This window comes from Microvirga thermotolerans, from assembly GCF_009363855.1.
Classification (GTDB): Bacteria; Pseudomonadota; Alphaproteobacteria; order Rhizobiales; family Beijerinckiaceae; genus Microvirga; species Microvirga thermotolerans.
Window position 1 is genome coordinate 1,449,478 of sequence record NZ_CP045423.1, and the last position, 19,773, is coordinate 1,469,250.

The 19,773-nt window shown below is 68.5% G+C and carries 15 protein-coding genes; 8 read left to right on the plus strand and 7 right to left on the minus strand.

The annotated features are described in order from the left end of the window. Positions 1 to 175 precede the first annotated feature (175 nt). From GDR74_RS06795 to GDR74_RS06805, 3 genes are all read left to right on the plus strand, one after another. On the plus strand, positions 176 to 2,887 hold the full coding sequence (locus GDR74_RS06795) for an ABC transporter transmembrane domain-containing protein (protein ID WP_152585597.1): 2,712 nt from the start codon (positions 176 to 178) through the stop codon (positions 2,885 to 2,887). After that, positions 2,884 to 3,330, plus strand: coding sequence for a Crp/Fnr family transcriptional regulator (locus tag GDR74_RS06800; RefSeq protein WP_152585598.1), 447 nt, complete (start codon positions 2,884 to 2,886; stop codon positions 3,328 to 3,330). The genes GDR74_RS06795 and GDR74_RS06800 overlap by 4 nt, the downstream gene beginning before the upstream one ends. Before the next feature lie 312 nt (positions 3,331 to 3,642). Next, positions 3,643 to 4,671, plus strand: a complete 1,029-nt coding sequence (locus GDR74_RS06805) for a transglycosylase SLT domain-containing protein (protein WP_194164653.1) — start codon at positions 3,643 to 3,645, stop codon at positions 4,669 to 4,671. 30 nt (positions 4,672 to 4,701) lie between these two features. Here the strand turns inward: GDR74_RS06805 and GDR74_RS06810 are convergent, their stop codons facing one another. Further along, on the minus strand, positions 4,702 to 4,938 hold the full coding sequence (locus tag GDR74_RS06810; RefSeq protein ID WP_152585600.1) for an Lrp/AsnC ligand binding domain-containing protein: 237 nt from the start codon (positions 4,936 to 4,938) through the stop codon (positions 4,702 to 4,704). Between the two features lie 93 nt (positions 4,939 to 5,031). Continuing rightward, entirely contained in the window at positions 5,032 to 6,339 is a 1,308-nt protein-coding gene (locus GDR74_RS06815) for a UDP-glucose dehydrogenase family protein (RefSeq protein ID WP_152585601.1), read from the minus strand. A gap of 190 nt (positions 6,340 to 6,529) precedes the next feature. Between GDR74_RS06815 and GDR74_RS06820 the strand changes: the two genes are divergently transcribed. Then, positions 6,530 to 7,537 carry an asparaginase gene (locus GDR74_RS06820; RefSeq protein WP_152585602.1) on the plus strand — a complete coding sequence of 336 codons (1,008 nt, stop codon included), beginning with the start codon at positions 6,530 to 6,532 and terminating at the stop codon, positions 7,535 to 7,537. Positions 7,538 to 7,573: 36 nt separating this feature from the next. On the opposite strand, the gene meaB is transcribed toward GDR74_RS06820, so the two are convergent. Beyond that, positions 7,574 to 8,560: a methylmalonyl Co-A mutase-associated GTPase MeaB gene (gene meaB / locus GDR74_RS06825; RefSeq protein WP_152585603.1), complete on the minus strand. Its 987-nt coding sequence runs from the start codon at positions 8,558 to 8,560 to the stop codon at positions 7,574 to 7,576. A gap of 194 nt (positions 8,561 to 8,754) precedes the next feature. On the opposite strand from meaB, the gene GDR74_RS06830 reads away from it, so the two are divergent. After that, complete coding sequence (locus tag GDR74_RS06830) at positions 8,755 to 9,735, plus strand: alpha/beta hydrolase (RefSeq protein ID WP_152585604.1); 981 nt, start codon at positions 8,755 to 8,757, stop codon at positions 9,733 to 9,735. Positions 9,736 to 9,908: 173 nt separating this feature from the next. Here the strand turns inward: GDR74_RS06830 and scpA are convergent, their stop codons facing one another. From scpA to GDR74_RS06845, 3 genes are all read right to left on the minus strand, one after another. After that, a complete protein-coding gene (scpA, locus tag GDR74_RS06835; protein WP_152585605.1) occupies positions 9,909 to 12,077 on the minus strand; it encodes a methylmalonyl-CoA mutase in 2,169 nt (722 codons plus the stop codon). Positions 12,078 to 12,234: 157 nt separating this feature from the next. Next, a complete protein-coding gene (locus GDR74_RS06840) occupies positions 12,235 to 14,109 on the minus strand; it encodes a methylmalonyl-CoA mutase family protein (RefSeq protein WP_152585606.1) in 1,875 nt (624 codons plus the stop codon). 87 nt (positions 14,110 to 14,196) lie between these two features. Beyond that, positions 14,197 to 15,108, minus strand: coding sequence for a LysR family transcriptional regulator (locus tag GDR74_RS06845; RefSeq protein ID WP_152585607.1), 912 nt, complete (start codon positions 15,106 to 15,108; stop codon positions 14,197 to 14,199). A gap of 129 nt (positions 15,109 to 15,237) precedes the next feature. Here GDR74_RS06845 and gstA point away from each other — a divergent pair, with 129 nt between their 5' ends. Beyond that, positions 15,238 to 15,858 carry a glutathione transferase GstA gene (gene gstA, locus GDR74_RS06850; RefSeq protein ID WP_152585608.1) on the plus strand — a complete coding sequence of 207 codons (621 nt, stop codon included), beginning with the start codon at positions 15,238 to 15,240 and terminating at the stop codon, positions 15,856 to 15,858. 82 nt (positions 15,859 to 15,940) lie between these two features. Here gstA and GDR74_RS06855 read toward each other — a convergent pair whose 3' ends face one another. Then, entirely contained in the window at positions 15,941 to 16,318 is a 378-nt protein-coding gene (locus GDR74_RS06855; RefSeq protein WP_152585609.1) for a DUF2267 domain-containing protein, read from the minus strand. A gap of 120 nt (positions 16,319 to 16,438) precedes the next feature. Here GDR74_RS06855 and GDR74_RS06860 point away from each other — a divergent pair, with 120 nt between their 5' ends. Both GDR74_RS06860 and GDR74_RS06865 read left to right on the plus strand, forming a co-directional pair. Next, entirely contained in the window at positions 16,439 to 17,977 is a 1,539-nt protein-coding gene (locus tag GDR74_RS06860; protein WP_152587681.1) for a helicase HerA-like domain-containing protein, read from the plus strand. Between the two features lie 263 nt (positions 17,978 to 18,240). Then, positions 18,241 to 19,623: a M20/M25/M40 family metallo-hydrolase gene (locus tag GDR74_RS06865; RefSeq protein ID WP_152585610.1), complete on the plus strand. Its 1,383-nt coding sequence runs from the start codon at positions 18,241 to 18,243 to the stop codon at positions 19,621 to 19,623. Positions 19,624 to 19,773: the final 150 nt, after the last annotated feature.

The window sequence follows — 19,773 nt, forward strand, 5'->3', positions numbered from 1 at the left end:
CAGTCCTGACAAGGGTTTACATTGGGCTTCCGTTCGGTCGGCGCCCGGCGAACGTTAGGGCAGACCCCTATCGCGTTGCAATAGCGCTCCCACAAGAAGCTATGGCGGAGGCCTCCCGCGGAAAGAGGGGGGAAGAGGGATGGTTTGAGGAAACGAAGATGGTATCGTCCCTGCGATGGAAAAGAGCCTGTTCCGATATATCTGGACGCACTCGAAGCGCGATCAGCTGATCGTGTGCGCGGTCGTGCTCGCTTCCCAGCCGTTCTATTTCGCCTCTCTCGACCTCCCGCGACAGATCGTGAACCAGGCCATCCAAGGCGAGGCCTTCCGGGAGGGGCAGGCGACGGCGCCCTTTCTCAGGCTCGACCTGCACCTGCCGGACTGGCTGGGCGGTCATGCGTTCCACATCTTCGACGGTTTCGAGGTCGGCCGCCTCGGGCTCCTGCTCGGCCTGTCATGCCTGTTCCTGTTCTTCGTCATCATCAACGGGGCATTCAAGTACTGGATCAACGTGGCGAAGGGCGTGCTGGGGGAGCGCATGCTCCGGCGCATGCGGTTCGACCTGTTCACCATGGTGCTCCGGTTCTCCCCGGAGGCGCTGCGCACGGTCAAATCCTCCGAGACGGCAACCATCATCAAGGACGAGGTGGAGCCGGTCGGCGGCTTCATCGGGGACGCCTTCATCACGCCGATCTTCCTCGGGACGCAGGCCCTCACCGCGCTGTTCTTCATCATCGTGCAGAACATGTGGCTCGGCCTCATGGCCATTGCGGTCGTCGGCATCCAGTTCACCGTCATCCCCTATCTGCGGCGGGAGCTGCTGCGCCTGGGGAAGCAGCGCCAGCTCGCCTCGCGGGAGCTTGCCGGGCGCATCGGCGAGGTGCTCGACGGCATCGAGGCGGTCCACGTCCACAACGCCCACAGCTGGGAGAAGGCGGAGATCGGCCATCGTCTCTTCCGCCTCTTCGACCTGCGGGTCCGGATCTACAATCGGAAGTTCATCGTCAAGTTCCTCAATAACTTCCTGTCCCAGCTGACGCCCTTCTTCTTCTATTCGGTCGGCGGCTACTTCGCGATCCGCGGCACCCTCGACATCGGCCAGCTCGTCGCGGTCATCGGCGCCTACCGGGAACTGCCGCCTCCCCTGAAGGAGCTGATCGACTGGGACCAGCAGCGCCTCGACGTTCAGGTCAAGTACGACCAGGTCACCGAGCATTTTTCGGAGGAGCGCCTGCTTCCCCCCGCATCGGCGCGGGAAGAGCGGGAGCAGGACGAGCCCCTGACCGGCCTGCTCAAGGCGGAGGAGCTGCGCGTCAGCGACGCCCACGGGGGCATGATCCTCGACAGCGCATCCTTCGAGATCCCGTTGCCGGCGAAGGTGGCGATCCTGTCGAACGGCGGTGCGGCGGCCGGCATCCTGGCGCGGATCCTGGCGCGGCGGACGAACGGCTTCAGCGGGCAGATCCGGATCGGCGAACGGGACCTGCACCAGATTCCCCTGGCTGTGATCGGCCGCCGGCTCGCCTATGCGGGCATCGATCCGATTCTGTTTCCCGGCACGATCCGCGACAACCTCGTCTATGGCCTGCGCCGCCAGCCTCCGCCGCGCAACGCTGCGACCCGGGAGGAGAGCCGCAGGATCCTCGAAGCCCGGCGGACCGGCAACCCGGTCGAGAGCATCGCGGACCAGTGGATCGACTATGCCTGCGTCGGCGCCGGCGATGCGGACGAGCTCGACCGGATTCTCGTGGACCTCCTCAGCAGGCTCGGGATGGGCGGAGAGATCTATCTCTTCGGCCTCGCCGGACGCATCGTTCCCGACCAGGATCCGGACCTGGCGGCGCGCATCGTCGAGGCGCGTCGCCGGTTGCGCGAGACCTTCCAGGCCGACGGCATGAAGGGGCTCGTCGACCCGTTCGATCCCGACCGCTACAACGACCAGACGACGATCGCGGAGAACCTGCTGTTCGGCGTTCCGAAAACCGAGGAGTTCAGGGGGCGCAACCTCGCCTACAATCCGGATTTCCGGGATGCGGTCGAGCGCGCGGGGCTCAGCGACGATCTCGTCCACATGGGGCTTCAGATCGCCGAGACCATGACCGAGATCTTCGAGGGGCTGCCGCCCGGACATTCCCTGTTCGAGCAGTTCTCCTTCATCGGCGCCGAGGAGCTCACGGAGTTCGAGGCGATCCTGCGCAGGCACGCGCGCTCGGCTCTTTCGAAAGAGGAACGGGCGAAGCTCCTGTCGCTGCCTCTCGCCTATATCGAACCCCGCCACCGCCTTGGCCTGCTGGACGAGCACCTCAAGCTGCAGCTCGTCCATGCGCGCCGCCTCGTGCGCGAAATGCTCCAGAAGGCCGACGCGGACGGCGTGGAGTTCTACGATCCCGAAAAGATCTGTGCGGCCGCTCCGTTGAGGGATAACCTTCTCTTCGGACGCATCAGCTACCGGGTCGCCAACGCGCAGGCGCGGGTGGCCGAGGCGGTGTCCACGGTCGTTCGGGACATGGGACTGCTGGAAGACATCGAGCGGATCGGCCTCGACCATCAGGTCGGCACGGCGGGCCGGCTCCTGACGCCGCAGGAGCGGGCCTGCGTCAATCTCGCCCGCTGCCTGGTGAAGAAGCCGGACATCCTGGTGCTCGACGGGGCGCTCTCGGCCTTCGACGAGGCCCGCAGCCAGAAGATGATGGAAGTGCTCTTCGAGCTGACGGAGGGGCGGAGCCTGTTCATGGTGCTCCCCAACGACCGGCAGGCGGGGCCCTTCGAGGTTCTCGTCCGTTTCCGCGACGGACGGATCGTCACCGATATCCGGAAGGCTCCGGCGAGACGGGCCGACACGCCCGCCCCGGACGCTTCCCAACCCATAGCAGGAGAGGTTGCATGACCCTTGAGGCCGAGGTTCAATCACTGCGCCAGGTGCCGATGTTCCGGGACATCGACCCGGCCCGATTGAAGCTTCTCGCCTTCACCAGCGAGCGCGTCCAGTTCGCCGGCGGACAGCGCTTCTTCTCGCAGGGGGACGCCGCGGACGCCGCCTATGTCATCCTGGAGGGGAGGGCGCAGGTGCTCCTCGACACGCCCCATGGGGAGATCAAGGTCGCGGAGCTGGGCGAGAACGCCCTCGTCGGGGAGATGGGAATCCTGTCCGATACCCCGCGCTCCGCCACGATCATGGCGGCCGTTCCGACCACGGCCCTGCGGATCGACAAGAGGGTCTTTCTCGAGCTCCTCGCCCAGTTCCCGCAGATGTCGCTCGCGGTCATGCGCGAGCTGGCGAAACGGCTCGAGCAGACGAATGCGCAGCTCGTCGCCCAGTCCGCGTCCTGAATTCCGGGTGCTCGGGAAAGCGGGGCCGGTTCCCCGTTGGGAAGGCGGCGGACGGAGAGCCGGTGAGGCGTTGCAGTTCCGCGAAACCGGGCCAGGCTAGGACGAAAACCCTTCATTAACCGGGAATTCCCCAGGAAAATCACATTCTTACGGTCAAGCTGACCGATTATCGACACATCTGCCCGGCAACCCTTGTCCCAGAATGACACAAGGGAGGGCCCGCCGTCCGGCGATGGCCCTGCGGGAAAAGAGATGCCGATCGATGTGACAACGCCGCAAGGCGCTGCTCCGCATTCTGTGCAGGATGCCTCCATGGCCTGCGGGCGACGAGGCCGTCGCCCGTTCCACCTTCTTCTGTCTCTCGGGATCCTGGTCGCTTTCCAGGGCGCGGCCGCCGGTCCGGCCGCCGTCGCGACCCTGCCGAGCGCCGTGATGGCGCGGCCGTATTCCTCCGTGCAGGAAATCCTTCCCGAGACCATCGCGTTCTCGCCGCAGCTGGCGAAGGAGCCGGGCCTGTTCCGCTCCATCGTCGAGGCGGCCTTCCCGAGCATCGCGCCCTCGGAGCCGCCCCTGCGGGTCGGCGTGGAGGCGCCGGAACCGGCGGGCAACCCGGACGAGATGATCCCGTTCAGCGGGCGCAGCGTGCCGCGCTGGCTCGTCCATTCCATCCTCAAGGCCGCGCGCGTGACGGGCGTCGACCCGGTCTACATGATGACGCTCGCGGACGTGGAATCGAGCCTGTCCCCCGAGGCCAAGGCCCCGACCTCCTCCGCGGAGGGGCTCTTCCAGTTCATCGACCGCACATGGCTGGAAACCGTCCACGCGCACGCGGCCGATTACGGCTTCGCCACCGCGGCCGCCGCGATCAGGCTGGTGGACGGGGAGCCGGTGGTCGCCGACGAAAAGGACAGGGCCTGGATCCTGAGCCTGCGCTGCGACCCCTATTTCTCGGCCCTCATGGCGGGCGAGCTGATCAAGGACGTGGAGCATGCCCTGCGGGAGCAGGGGGAGCGGGAACTGGCGGAGGCGGAGCTCTATCTCGCCCATTTCCTCGGGGCGAGCAGCGCCATCCGCTTCCTGGAGGCCCTGGACAAGGACCCGAACGTCAAGGCCGCCAAGCTCTTTCCGCAGGCCGCCAGAGCCAATGCGGGGCTGTTCATGGAAGGAAAGGGCCGCAAGCGCCGGGCCGTGAGCGTCGCCGAACTCTACAACCGCATCGATTCCAAGATCGTCCGCCGCATGGACCGCTACGAGGACCTGCGCCCCCTGATTGCGGAAATCTCCCGCCCGGCCCATCGCACCGTGGCGCGGACCGTCGAGGCGAACGCGCTGATGCCGTGAGGCGCTCCGCCGGTCCCGATGCTCCGGCGGCTAGAACGCCTTGAAGGTGATGATCGTGTGGGTGTCGGCGATGCCTTCGATCGATTGCACGTTCTTGGCGATGAAGTGGCCGATGTCCACGTCGTCGTCCACGTGGAACTTGGCGAGGATGTCGTAATTGCCGGCGGTGGAGTAGATCTCCGATGCGATCTCCCGGTCGGCGAGCATGCTCGCCACCTCGTAAGTCTTCCCGAGTTTGCACTTGATCTCGACGAAGAAGGTCTGCATCGGACGCTCCGGATGGGGTAGGGGCTTCGAACCTGATTGCTCTATGGCACGGGAGAGCGCCGGCGTGAACCGGGGCAGTCGGCCGAGGCGGCCTCAGGACGGCCGTCCGATTGAGACGTATGCGAAACCGTTTCGTTTCATGTCGTCGGGCCTGTAGATGTTGCGCAGGTCGACGACGATGGGGCGGGCGAGCGCGGCCTTGAGGCGGGCAAGATCCAGCGCCCGGAACATGTCCCACTCGGTGACGATCACCAGCGCCGCGGCGCCGCGCGCGCAGTCGTACGGGTCGCGGGCATACTCCACCTCCGAGAGCACCGCCCGCGCCGCCGCCATCCCCTCCGGGTCGTAGGCGCGGATGCGCGCGCCCGCGTCCTGCAGGGTGCGGATCACGTCGATGGAGGGGGCCTCGCGCATGTCGTCGGTGTTCGGCTTGAAGGTCAGCCCCAGCACCGCGATCGTCTCGCCCCGCACCGTGCCGCCGCAGGCGGCGATCACCTTGCGGCCCATGGCGCGCTTGCGCTGGTCGTTGACCGCCGCCACCGTCTCCACGATCCGCACCGGCGCCTCGTAGTCCTGCGCCGTCTTGATCAGCGCCAGGGTGTCCTTGGGAAAGCACGAGCCGCCATAGCCCGGCCCCGCATGCAGGAACTTGGTGCCGATGCGGTTGTCGAGCCCGATGCCGCGGGCCACGTCCTGCACGTTGGCGCCCACCTGCTCGCACAGGTTGGCGATCTCGTTGATGAAGGTGATCTTGGTGGCCAGAAAGGCGTTGGCGGCGTACTTGGTCAGCTCGGCGGTGCGGCGCGAGGTGACGATCAGCGGCGCCTGGTTGAGGTAGAGCGGGCGGTAGAGCTCGGTCATCAGCTGGGCGGCGCGCGCGTCCTCGGCGCCGATGACGATGCGGTCGGGGCGCTTGAAGTCGGCGATCGCCGCGCCCTCGCGCAGGAACTCGGGGTTGGAGACCACGGCGAAGTCGGCGTCGGGGCGGGTCTCGCGGATGATGCGCTCGACCTCGTCGCCGGTGCCGACCGGCACGGTGGACTTGGTCACCACCACGGTGTAGCCGGCAAGCGCGGCGGCGATCTCGCGGGCGGCCTGGTGGACGAAGGAGAGGTCGGCATGGCCGTCGCCGCGGCGGGAGGGGGTGCCGACGGCGATGAACACCGCCGCGGCGGCGGCGACGGCGCCGGACAGGTCGGTGGTGAAGGTCAGGCGGCCTTCGCGGACGTTCTTGGCGACGAGCTCGGCCAGGCCCGGCTCGAAGATCGGGATCTCGCCGCGGTTGAGCGCGGCGATCTTGGCCGGGTCCTTGTCGACGCAGCACACCTCGTGCCCGAAATCCGCAAAGCACGCCCCGGATACCAGACCTACATACCCGGATCCTACCATCCCTATGCGCATCGGGAGCTCCCAACCTGTTCCGCGGCACGGTTTAAGGGGGGGCGGGCTTGGCCGCAAGCGCCGAGACGGAAGGATTTGCCGTTAAGCCGGCCGGACGCCGAAGGGGCGCGAGCCGTTTTGCAACAAGGAACCCCTTTGACATCCGGCCGGAGCGCGCACAAAACACCCGCCGTTCAAAACGGGGCCATTCATGGACAATCCTTTTCTCGTCGAGGTCACGCGGGGGCATGTGGTCGAATCGCGGCATCGGGGCAGCGTGGCTGTCGTCGACGCGGAGGGCAGCACGGTCCTGAGCCTCGGCGACGTGGAGCGGCGCGTGTTCCCGCGCTCGGCCGTGAAGGCCATCCAGGCGCTGCCCCTCCTCGAGAACGGGATCGCGGACAAATACGGCCTGACGGACGAGGAGATCGCGCTGGCCTGCGCCTCCCACTCTGGCGAGCCGGAGCACGCGGCGGCGGCGGCCTCCATGCTCGCCAAGGCCGGACTGGGCGAGCCGTGCCTGGAATGCGGAGTGCACTGGCCCATGAGCGAGGCCGCCGCCCGGGCGCTCGCCGCCCAGGGAGGGCAGCCGACGCAGCTTCACAACAACTGCTCCGGCAAGCATGCCGGGTTCATCTGCCTCGCCTGCGGGCTCGGCGAGGACCCGAAAGGCTACGTGTCGGCGCATCATCCCGTCCAGCAGGCGGTGCGCCATGCCCTGGAGGACCTGACCGGCGCCTCGCATACGGACGACGTGAGCGGCACGGACGGCTGCTCCATCCCGACCTATGCGATCCCGCTGCCGGCGCTCGCGTTCGGCTTCGCGCGGTTCGGCACCGGAATCGGCCTCTCCGAGGGCTGCAGGGGCGCGGCCGAGCGCATCCGCAGGGCGGTGGCGCGCCATCCCTTCATGGTCGCCGGCACCGGACGCTTCGACACGAGGCTCATGGAAGCGCTGCGCGAGCGCGCCTTCGTGAAGGTCGGCGCCGAGGGGGTCTATTGCGCGGCCTTCCCCGAGCTCGGCTACGGCGTCGCCCTGAAGGCCGACGACGGCGGCACCCGTGCCGCCGAGGCCATGATGGCCGCCCTCGTCCTGCGTTTCCTGAAGCTCGACGACGGGGAGCGCGCCGTGGTCGAGGAGCTCGCCCAGCCGGTCCTGAAGAACTGGAACGGCATCGAGGTCGGCCGCATCCGCGTGACGCGGGAACTCCTGGCCTGACCTCCTGCGCCCGGCACGGCGCTCGAGGCCCTGCCGTCAGAGGCCCAGGAGCCGGACGATCTCCTCCGCGCCCGCGGTGGGGGAGAGGCGGCCTGCCGCGATCTGCCGCTCGATCTCGGGGACGCGCCTGCGCAGGGCCGGATCGTGGGTGAGCCGGTCGTGCAGGCGCTCGTGGACGAGCGCCCACATCCATTTCGCGTCCTGCGCCCGGCGCTTGGCCGCGAGTTCCCCCGTCGCCTCCAGGCGGCGGCGGTGGTCGAGCACCTTGTCCCACAACAGGTCGAGCCCCTCGCCCGTCAGCCCGGAGACGGTCAGCACGGGCGGCCTCCAGGCCGCCGAGGCGGGGGTGAGGATGTGGAGCGCCGCGCGGTACTCGGCTGCCGCGGCCTTGGCCCGGGCCCCGGCGTCGTCCGCCTTGTTCACGGCGATCATGTCGGCGAGTTCGAGAATGCCCTTCTTGATCCCCTGCAATTCGTCGCCGGCGCCCGGCAGCATGAGAACCAGGAAGAAGTCGGTCAGGTCCGCGACTGCCGTCTCCGACTGGCCGACGCCCACCGTCTCCACAAGGATCACGTCGAAGCCCGCGGCCTCGCACAGCAGCATCGCCTCCCGGGTCTTGGCGGCGACGCCGCCGAGGGTGCCGGAGGAGGGGGAGGGGCGGATGAAGGCGTTGGGATCCGCGGCGAGCCGCGCCATGCGGGTCTTGTCGCCGAGAATGGCGCCGCCGGTGCGGGCGGAGCTGGGATCGACGGCGAGCACGGCCACCTTGTGACCGCGCCCGGTCAGCATGCTGCCCAGGGAATCGATGGCGGTCGACTTGCCGACGCCGGGTACCCCGGTGATGCCGACCCGGATGGCGCGGCCCGTACGCGGCATCAGGGTCTGGAGAAGGTCCTGCGCCGCGGCCCTGTGGTCGGGGCGGCGCGATTCCATGAGCGTGATGGCGCGCGCCAGCGCGGCGCGGTCGCCGCTCGCGACCGCCTCCGCCGAGACGCGATTCCTGCCTGACGTGCCCCCGATCATGAGACAGGCTTAGAGCATTTTCGGGAAAAGTGGGAACCGGTTTTCCCGAAAACGGCTCCGACAGGGCGCCGGGACGGTTCACCGAGGATTTACCATGGCGGGGGAGTCATGCGGGAACGGACCACGCCCGCCTTGTCCTCGCCATCATCCCCGGCAAAAGAGCCGGTCCGCATTCTCTCCCGCCAGATGATTCCATGCTGCCCCGCATCGCACGCCTGTCCTTCGCCGGTCTCGTCTGCCTCGTCCTCTCGGGCTGTCTCGGCGGCGAACCCGCCCTGACGAGCGCGCCTCCCGCGCCGCGTCCCGGGCTTGCCAGCGATCCGCGGCTGCTGATCGCCACCACGCGCCTGCCGGTCGGAGACCCGATCCAGAAGCCCTGGTTCAGCAGCGAGCGCTCGCCTGACCTCATCTTCGCCGAGGCGCGGCTGACGCCGCCGGGCCGCTCCCTCATCGGGCGCGGCGGCTGGAGCATCGCCTCCGTCGAGAACGTGACCCGGACCGGCGCGGCGGCGGCCTTCGCGCAGGCCGCCCTAGGCCGCGACCTCCTGCTCTACGTCCACGGCTACAGGGAGAGCTTCGAGACCGCCGCCACCTCGACGATCCAGCTGTCCGAGGGAATCCGGTTCTCCGGCATGACGGGCCTCTTCACCTGGCCCTCCGCGGGCTCGACCCTGAGCTACGTGGCCGATCGGGAGGCCGCCATGTGGTCGCGGGATTCCCTGGAGGACCTCCTGGCCGCCATCGCCAAGACCCCGAGCGGCGGGCGCGTCCACATCGTGGCGCACAGCATGGGCACCCTCTTGACCCTCGAGGCCCTGCGGATGCTGCGCACGGATGCGGGGCCCGCCGCCATGGAGAAGATCGGCGCCATCGTGATGGCGGCGCCCGACATCGACATCGACCTGTTCGCCCGCGGCATCGAGCGCCTGGGGCCGGACGCGAAGAAGATCACCGTCATCAGCTCCACCAACGACCGGGCGCTCGCCGTGTCGAGCCGTCTCGCCGGCGGCATCGTCCGGGCCGGCGCGGCCGAGCGCGAGCGGCTGGAGGCCCTGGGCGTGCGGGTGGCCGACGCCTCAGAGTTCGGCGGCGGCATCATCAACCACGACCTGTTCCTGTCGAACAAGGAGGTGGAGCAGGTGGTCAAGCGCGCCATCGAGCGCGAGAGGATGTAGAACGCCCACCGCGTCGTGTCGCCCTGGCTTCCCGGACGGCGGCAGGTCAATGGAGCCCCCGGAGACGTGCGCCATCTCTGGGCCGCACCCGGCTGAAAGCGACCTATGGGACGATCCTATGGGATGGTGGAGCCGGAGACTTCCGCGGCGATGCGGATCCCTCCGGAGGGACCCTACTCCGCCGCCTCCTTCGATCCGTAGCCGAGCCTGCGATTGAGCTCCGCGATGAGGTTCACGGCCGCATCCGCGATCACGGTGCCGGGCGGGAAGATGGCGGAGGCGCCGGCGGCGTAGAGCGAGTCGAAGTCCTGCGGCGGGATCACGCCGCCGACCACGATCATGATGTCATCGCGGCCGTACCGGGCGAGTTCGGCCCGCAGCTCGGGGACGAGGGTGAGGTGCCCGGCGGCCAGGGACGAGACCCCGACGATGTGGACGTCGTTCTCCACCGCCTGCCGCGCTGCCTCCGCCGGGGTTGCGAAGAGGGGGCCGATGTCCACGTCGAAGCCCAGATCGGCGAAGGCGGAGGCGATGACCTTCTGGCCGCGGTCGTGGCCGTCCTGGCCCATCTTGGCGACGAGGATGCGCGGGCGGCGGCCGTCGTTCTCCTCGAACTCCTCCACGAGCCGGCGGACCTTCTCCACCTTCGGCGATTCCATTCCGACCTCCCGCTTGTACACGCCGGAGATCGCCTTGATCTCCGCCCGGTGACGGCCCCAGACCTTCTCCAAGGCGTCGGAAATCTCGCCCACCGTCGCTTTCGCGCGCGCGGCCTGCACGGCGAGGTCGAGCAGGTTGGCCTCGCCCGTGGAAGCGCCCCTGGAGAGCGCGTCGAGCGCCGCATCCACGTCGGCCTGGTTGCGCTCGGCCTTGAGACGCTTGAGCTTCTCGATCTGGCGGGCGCGGACGGCGGCGTTGTCGACCTTGAGAATCTCGATCGGGGCTTCGTCGGCGGGGCGAAAGGCATTGACGCCGACGATCATCTGGTGGCCGGAATCGATCCGCGCCTGCGTGCGCGCCGCCGCCTCCTCGATCTTGAGCTTCGGAATGCCTGCCTCGATGGCCCGCGCCATGCCTCCGAGCGCCTCCACCTCCTGGATATGGCCCCAGGCCTTCTCCGCCAGCTCCTTCGTGAGGCGCTCGACGTAGTAGGAGCCGCCCCAGGGGTCGATGATCCGCGTCGTGCCGCTTTCCTGCTGCAGGAAGAGCTGGGTGTTGCGCGCAATGCGCGCGGAGAAGTCGGTCGGCAGGGCCAGCGCCTCGTCGAGGGCGTTGGTGTGGAGCGACTGGGTGTGTCCCTGCGTCGCCGCCATGGCCTCGATGCAGGTGCGCGCCACGTTGTTGAACACGTCCTGTGCGGTGAGCGACCAGCCCGAGGTCTGGCTGTGGGTGCGCAGCGGCAGGGACTTCTCGTTCTGCGGGTTGAACTGCTTCACGAGCTTCGCCCAGAGAAGGCGCGCGGCGCGCATCTTGGCCACTTCCATGAAGAAGTTCATGCCGATGGCCCAGAAGAAGGACAGGCGCGGCGCGAACTGGTCGATGGAGAGTCCGGCCGCGAGCCCGGCGCGGATGTATTCGACGCCGTCCGCGAGGGTGTAGGCGAGTTCCAGGTCCTGCGTCGCTCCCGCCTCCTGCATGTGGTAGCCGGAGATCGAGATGGAGTTGAACTTCGGCATGTTCGCCGAGGTGTAGGCGAAGATGTCCGAGATGATGCGCATCGACCCCTTGGGCGGGTAGATATAGGTGTTGCGCACCATGAACTCTTTCAGGATGTCGTTCTGGATCGTGCCGGAGAGCTTGTGGGCGGGCACGCCCTGCTCCTCCGCCGCGACGATGTAGAGCGCGAGCACGGGCAGCACCGCGCCGTTCATGGTCATCGACACGCTCATCCGGTCGAGCGGGATGCCCGCGAACAGGGTGCGCATGTCGTAGATCGAGTCGATGGCGACGCCCGCCATGCCCACGTCGCCCGCCACGCGGGGATGGTCGGAATCGTAGCCCCGGTGGGTGGCGAGGTCGAAGGCGACCGACAGGCCCTTCTGGCCGGCCGCGAGGTTGCGCCGGTAGAAGGCGTTGGAATCCTCGGCCGTGGAGAAGCCGGCATATTGCCGGACCGTCCAGGGCTGGTTGACGTACATGGTCGGGTAGGGGCCGCGAAGATACGGCGGGATGCCCGGATAAGTGTCGAGGAAGTCGATCCCCGCCCGGTCCGCCTCGCCATAGGCGCCCTTGACGGGAATGCCCTCCGGCGTGAGCCAGGGCTCCGTACCCTTAGCCTCGGAAAGGGTCGGCATGGGCGGCTCGGCCCAGGAAACGCTCGAGAAGTCCGGAATGCGTGTCATGGCGACTTGCGGTTCTGTTCGGCGCGAAACGAGAGGGTTTGGGGAGATTTTAGACGTCTCTCCGTGTGGGGGCTACCTTTTCGCGCTCTGCGCGCCCGGACCCCGGACATGCACGCCTTTGACGCCGCCGAGACCCGGGTTCCCCAGCCGCCGGCCTTCAGGCGCCTGCGCGGTCCAGGGCTTCGGCGAGGACGCTCAGAACGTCGCATCCGAGGAAGATGAAGTCCGCGACGCCGGCTTCCCGGAGGTCCTGCTCCAGGCCTGCCGGGCGGCCTGCCAGGTAGATGGGGCCGAAACCTGCGCCGCGCAGGGCTTTCGCGGCGCCGACGGCCTGTTCCTGGTAGATCTCGTCCGAGGAGCAGATGCAGACGAGCCGGGCCCTGCTGGCGGACGCCGCTTCGAGAAGCGCGCCTAGGTCCGCGAAGCCGTCGTTGGAGACGGCCTCGATTCCACCCGCCTCGAAGAAGTTCTTGGCAAAGGTCGCCCGCGCGGTGAACGACGCGAGCGGGCCGAGATTGGCGAGAAAGACCTTCGGTCGCGTGCCGGTCTTGGCCAGCAGGGCATCCGAGCGGTCGCGCAGACGCTCGAAGGGCTCCGCCGTGCGGAGACTGGGAAGCGGCGCGATGTGGACGGCCTCGGCGGGCGCGGCGTTGCCGCCCTGCGCGGCTGCGCCCGCGGCTGGCGAAGGGAGAAGGACCGCCACCTCGGCCTCGCCCAGATTGGGGAACTCGCTCGTTCCGGTGATCGGCTCCCTGCGGGTCGCCACGGCGCGCTCGCGGCGGGCGCGGGTCTCGGCGATGCGGGCCTGGAGCGTGCCGCGCATGAGGCTCTCCACGATGCCGCCGTCGCGCTCGATCTCCTGGAAGAGGGACCAGGCCTTTTCGCAAAGCGCGTCCGTCAGCGCCTCGAAGCCGCCCGCGCCGGCGGCGGGGTCCGCCACCCGCCAGAGGTTGGATTCGTGGAGCAGGATCAGCTGCGTGTTGCGGGCGATCCGGCGCGCGAAGGCGTCAGGCAGGCCGAGGGCCGCCGTGAAGGGCAGGGCGCAGATGGAATCCGCGCCGCCGATGCCGGCCGAGAAGGCGGCGATGGTCCCGCGCAGCATGTTCACCCACGGGTCCCGCCGCGTCGTCATGCGCCAGGCGGTTTCCGCATGGAGGCGGATCGGCTTGGGGACGAGGTCGGACATCTGCTCCACGCGGGCCCAGAGGCGGCGAAGGGCGCGGAACTTGGCGACCGTCAGGAACTCGTCCGCGTCGGCCACCAGGAGGAAGGAGAGGGCGTCCCGTGCCGCCTCGAGGGAATGGCCGTAATGCTCGAGCGCGCGCAGGTAGGCGACGCCGGTGGCGAGCACCGCGGCCAGCTCCTGCGCCTCTCCGGCGCCCGCTTCATGATAGGGCCGCCCGTCGGCCAGCGCCGTCCGCCCCGCGAAGCCGCGCTCCGTGAGGTCCGCCAGGGTCTCGCCGAGGCGGCCCGCCACCACCGGCCAGGGGGCGGAGAGGACGCCGAGCGCGGCCATGGCGCCGATGGGATCGAGCCCGAGATCGGCGGAGATCTGCGACAGGGCGTGCCCACGCCGCTCCGCGAGGGTGGCGAAGTGCCCCGCCACGATCCGCCCGCGCCCGCCCGCATCGAGACGGACATGGACGAGGTCGAGCATCACGCCCGCGAGGACCCGGTCCAGCTCGTCCACCGTCTCGGCGGCGAGGCCGAAGCCCCGCGCGGAGGGGGCCTTCCGGGTGACGAGGGCGAGGGAATCCGCCCCGCCTTCCAGATCCGCCAGGGCGAGGGCGTTCGCCGCCTCGAGGTCGGGATGGTCCATCCGCTGGGCGATCCGCCAGGGGCCCGGCTCGGCGCGGGCGATGGGGGAGGTGCCTTCCGCCTTCGGGTAGAGGGGCTGGATGGCGAGCCCCTCGTAGGTTCGGGAGACGAGCTTCCTCTCGAAATCCGCCCCCTTCAGCACGCCTTCGACCAGCCTGAGCCATTGCTCGCGGGAGGAGGTGGGAAATTCGGCGGCGAGGGCAAGATCGTCCATGGCAAACGTCCCGTGCGAAAGCTGCTGTCGGCCTTGTAGCCGGTTCGACCGTGGAACCAAAGCCCGCAAGGGCTCGGCATTTCGTCGTCATGATGCGGGCCGGAGGCCGGTCAGGAGAGGGCGCTCGGCCGCAAGCCCCTCGCCGACCACGTCGAGAAAGGCCCGCACGCGTCCGGTGCGGCGCAGGTCCGCATGGGTCACGATCCACAGCTCCCGGCCGAGTTCGGGAATGGGCTCGGGGACGAGGCGGATCAGGTCCGGCTCGGCATCTCCCAGGTAGCAGGGCAGGACGGCCGCGCCGATCCCCGCCTTGGCCGCGACCAACTGGTTGACGATGCTGTTGGTCCGGTATGCGAAGGCCGACGGAGGGACGTGCTCGGCGAGCCAGTCGGCGGCGTTGATGCCGCGGGCGCCTTCCTCCCAGCCGATTACCGGAAAGGCGGCGAGATCGGCCGGGCTCCGGACCGGCGCACCCCCTTCGACGAGGCCTTTCGAACCGTAGGCTGTCCAGGCCACGTCCGACAGCTTGCGGCCATGCAGGTCCCCCTCGCGGGGCCGCGAGACGCGCAGGGCGATGTCGGCTTCGCGGCGGGACAGGCTGAGGATGCGGTTGTCGATGACGAGTTCGACGACGATGCCCGGGTGAACCTGCCGGAAGCGGGCGATCTGCGCCGTCAGGAGCCGGTAGGCCAGGGTCTCCGACGAGGTCACCCGCAGACGGCCCGTGAGACTCCGGTCCCGCCCGACGATCTCCCGGTCCAGGGCGGCGGTCTCCGTCTCGATCCGCTCCGCCGTCGCCGCCATGCGCTCGCCGGCCTGGGTCGGTGCGTAGATGCCCCCCGGCAGGCGCTCGAAGAGCCTGACGCCGAGGGTCTCCTCCAGCGCGCCGAGCCGGCGGAAGGCGGTCGAGTGATTGACCGCGAGCTCCTTCGCCGCCCCGGTCAGGTTCCCGTTGCGGGCGATGGCGAGCACGAGGCGCAGGTCGTTCCAGTCGTCCATGGGAGCAGGATAACCGACCGCTTGCGTTGCTGCAAGTCGTGATGACGAACACACAAATGGATCTGCGTCGATGCAAGTCGTATCCCTCCCTCACTGCCGCTTCGGCGGCCGAACGGAAAGGAAGACCCCATGAAGCTCTACTACAGTCCCGCAGCCTGCTCCCTCGCCGTCCACATCGCGGCCCGCGAGGCGGGGATCAGGTTCGATCTGGTCAAGGTCGACCTCCTCAAGCACCGGCTGGAAACCGGCGAACCCCTCACGAGCGTCAACCGCAAGAACGTCGTTCCCGTGCTCGAGCTCGACAGCGGAGAGCGGCTGACGGAGGCGGCGGTCATACTGCAATGGCTGGCCGACAAGGCCGGCGACCGCGACCTCCTGCCTGCGCCCGGCAGCCTCGAGCGGGTCCGCGTGCAGGAATGGCTCAACTTCGTCGCCACGGAGCTGCACAAGTCGTTCAGCCCCTGGCTCTGGCACCCCGAGACGGAGGAGGGCACGAAGAAGACGGTTCGCGAGCGGCTCGCGGCCCGTTTCGCCATCCTCGACGAGGAGCTCTCGGGGCGCGACTACCTCACGGGGGACCGTTTCACCGTGGCCGACGCCTATGCCTTCACCATCGTGAACTGGTCGAACCTGCTGAACGTGGACCTGAAGCCCTATGCGAACCTTCGCGCCTACATGGACCGGGTCGCGGCACGTCCCGCCGTTCGGCAGGCCATGTCCGCCGAGGGGCTCCTCAAGGAAGCGGCCTGAACGGCCGGACCGTTGATGGAAAAGGAAAGGCGGCCGTCCTCGCGGGGACGGCCGCCTTTCGCGTCCGCGTCGAACGGTCCGGCTACACGAACTGCGAGAGCCCCGGAACCGCGCCGACGATGGGGCCCATCACGTCCTCGCCCGCCTTCTCGCGACCGTAGGCGAAGAGCTCCCGGCCGAGGGGCTGCATCTGGCCCATGGAGACGCCGGCACTCATGAGCTGGCCGCCGAGGGCCATCACGCCGCCGCCCATGGCGCCCATCATGCCCATGAGGCCGCCCCCACCGCCGCCGGCCTGGGCGATCGCCTCCTCCGCGCCGGGCAGGGCCGCGATGAGCTGGTTCACCTCGTTCGCCGGGCCTTCCTTGCGGAGGAAGGCCAAGATGAGCCCAATGGCCTTCCTGGCGACGGAGGCCTCCAGGCCCGTTTTCTCGGTGACGCGGGCGATGAGCTCTTCCATGAGAATCTCCTTGAGTAAGGTCGGAGCGGATAATTCGCGCCTGCCGGTCGGGAAATCAAGGCGGGCAGTGGAAAGGGCGAAACGAATTCCCTAGACTGAAGAGACATTTGGAGGACCGTGATGCTGCAGGACGGCAAGATCTTCATCGGACGAAGCACCAAGCCGGAATATCTCGATCTGGCGCTCGCCAATCGGCACGGCCTGATCACGGGTGCGACGGGAACGGGGAAGACCGTGACTCTGCAGGTCCTCGCGGAGGGATTCTCCCAGGCCGGCGTTCCGGTCTTCGCCTCCGACATCAAGGGCGATCTCTCCGGCATCGCTGCGGAGGGCAACGCCAAGGACGCCTTCGTCAAGCGCGCAAAGGACATCGGCATCGACTACGGGCCCGACCGCTTCCCGGTGGTGTTCTGGGACCTGTTCGGCGAGCAGGGCCACCGGATCCGCGCGACGGTCTCCGAGATGGGACCGCTTCTCCTCTCGCGCCTGCTCGACCTCAACGACACGCAGGAGGGCGTTCTCAACATCGCTTTCCGGATCGCCGACGAGCAGGGCCTCCTGCTCCTCGACCTGAAGGACCTGCGCGCCCTGCTGCAGCTCGTCGCCGACAATGCGCAGGAGCTGACCACCACCTACGGCAATGTCTCGAAGGCGACCATCGGCACGATCCAGCGCCAGCTTCTCGTACTGGAGAACCAGAAGGGGAACGAGTTCCTCGGCGAGCCGGCGCTCGACATCAAGGACCTGATGCGCACCGACAGGGACGGGCGCGGCATCGTCAACATCCTCGCCGCCGACAAGCTGATGGCCAACCCGCGGCTCTACGCCACCTTCCTGCTGTGGCTCATGTCCGAGCTGTTCGAGGAACTGCCCGAGGTCGGCGACCTCGACCAGCCCAAGTTGGTGTTCTTCTTCGACGAGGCGCACCTGCTCTTCGGCGACGCGCCGAAGCCCCTTATCGAGACCGTGGAGCGGGTCGTGCGCCTCATCCGCTCGAAGGGCGTCGGCGTCTATTTCGTGACGCAGAACCCGGCGGACATTCCGGAGACCGTGCTCGCCCAGCTCGGCAACCGGGTCCAGCATGCGCTTCGCGCCTACACGCCCCGGGAGCAGAAGGCCGTGCGCGTGGCGGCGCAGACCTTCCGGCAGAACCCGGCCTTCGACACGGAGAAGGCGATCACCGAACTCGGCGTCGGCGAGGCGCTGGTCTCGACCCTGGAGGGCAAGGGCACGCCGTCCATGGTGGAGCGCACGCTCATCGCGCCGCCCATGGCGCAGGTCGGCCCCATCGATCCCTCGCAGCGCCAGCAGATCGTCGCATCGAGCGTCCTGCGCGGAAAATACGATCAGCCCATCGATTCCGAATCCGCCTACGAGATGCTCGCGAAGCGTGCCGAGAAGGCGACCGCCGATGCCCAGGCCGCCCAGGGAGGCGGCGGCATCCTCGACATGCTCGGCAGCCTCTTCGGCACCACGGGCCAGCGCAAGGGAACGCTCACGGTCGGGCAGCGGGTCACCCGCGAGGTGACGCGCACCATCGTGAACCAGACGGTCGGCAACATCGCCGCCGAGATCGGCAAGACCCTCGGCGGCCGCCAGGGCAGCTCCATCGGCCGCGCCATCGTGCGCGGGACGCTGGGCGGCTTGCTGCGGCGGTAGTTTCCCCCGCTCCCCGTCCTTTCGGGACGGCGCGGCGCGCTGGGCCCGGAACCCATACGCGCCAGAGCCTTGGGATGGAAACTGCGACGGCCGGCATGCTTCGCCTGCCGCCGTCGGCGGCCATGGATTCCGGGCTCTCGCTTCGCTCGCCCCGGAATGACACGGCGGCGTGGCCCGGAAGGACGGTCGCGCACCCCCTTGCCGTGCCGCGGCGTTAGGCGCACCGTGACGCGCCTCGATTCGATACAAGCAGCGAAGAAGCCATGTCCCAGCTCGACCAAGTCCTCGCCAAGATCGACGCCGATCTCGATTCCTCCCTGGAGCGCCTCTTCCAGTGGCTGACGATCCCGTCGATCTCGACCGATCCCGCCTACAAGGAGCATTGCCGCAAGGCCGGGCAGTGGCTCGTGGACGAGCTGAAGGGGCTCGGGGTCGACGCGTCCCTGCGCGAAACGGGCGGGCATCCGGCGGTCGTCGGCCACGCGAAGGGCGGGAAGAAGCCGCACGTGCTCTTCTACGGCCATTACGACGTGCAGCCGGTCGATCCGCTCGATCTGTGGGAGCGGCCGCCCTTCGAGCCGCGCATGATCACCCTGCCCGACGGGCGCAAGGCCATCAGCGCCCGCGGCTCCTCCGACGACAAGGGGCAGGTGCTCACCTTCGTCGAGGCTTGCCGCGCCTGGAAGGCCGTGACGGGTTCTCTTCCCATCGACATCACCTTCCTGGTCGAGGGCGCCGAGGAGGACGGCTCGAAGTTCCTTCCCGAGTTCATCGAGGCCAACAAGGACGAGCTGAAGGCCGACGTGGCGCTCGTCTGCGACACGGGCATGTGGGACCAGAACACGCCCGCCATCACCTCGTCCCTGCGCGGCATGGTCTACGAGGAGGTGATCGTGCGTTGCGCGGATCGCGACCTGCATTCCGGCACCTTCGGCGGCGCCGCGCAGAACCCGATCCACGTTCTTTCGAAGATCATCGCCGCGATCCACGACGAGAACGGCCGCATCACGATACCGGGCTTCTATGAGGGCGTGCACGAGACGCCGACGCAGGTGCTCGAGCAGTGGAAGAAGCTCAACCTCACCGAGGAGGAGTTCCTCGGACAGGTCGGGCTCAAGCATTCCGCGGGCGAGAAGGGACGCCTGCTCCTCGAGCAGATCCAGTCCCGCCCCACCTGCGACGTGAACGGCATCATCGGCGGCTACACGGGCGAGGGCACCAAGACCGTGATCGCCTCGGAGGCCCGCTGCAAGGTCTCGTTCCGCCTCGTGGGCGACCAGGATCCGGAGAAGATCGCCGCCAGCTTCCAGGCCTTCGTGCGCGAGCGCATCCCGGCCGACTGCTCCGTGGAGTTCATCCACCACAAGGGCTCGCGCGCGCTCTCCCTGCCGCACGACTTCCCGGCGCTCACCGCTGCGAAGGGCGCCCTGCACGACGAATGGGGAGTCGATCCCATCGTCATCGGCATGGGCGGCTCCATTCCTGTGGGCGGCGACTTCAAGCGCACCCTCGGACTCGACACGCTCTTCGTCGGCTACGGCCTCGACGACGACCGCATCCACTCGCCGAACGAGAAGTACGACCTCAAGAGCTTCCACAAGGGCACCCGCTCCTGGGCGCGGATTCTCGCCGCGCTCGCGAAGTAAGGCGCGGGTATAGTGCTCACCGCCGCGACACTCCCATCGTCGTTCCGGGGCGCCGCAGGCGCGCCCGGACGCCATGAGCATCGGCGTGTCAGGACCAGGATCGGCCGCTGCCGCTGCACTTGATCCTGCTCCCTCCGCGTTTATGGAGCC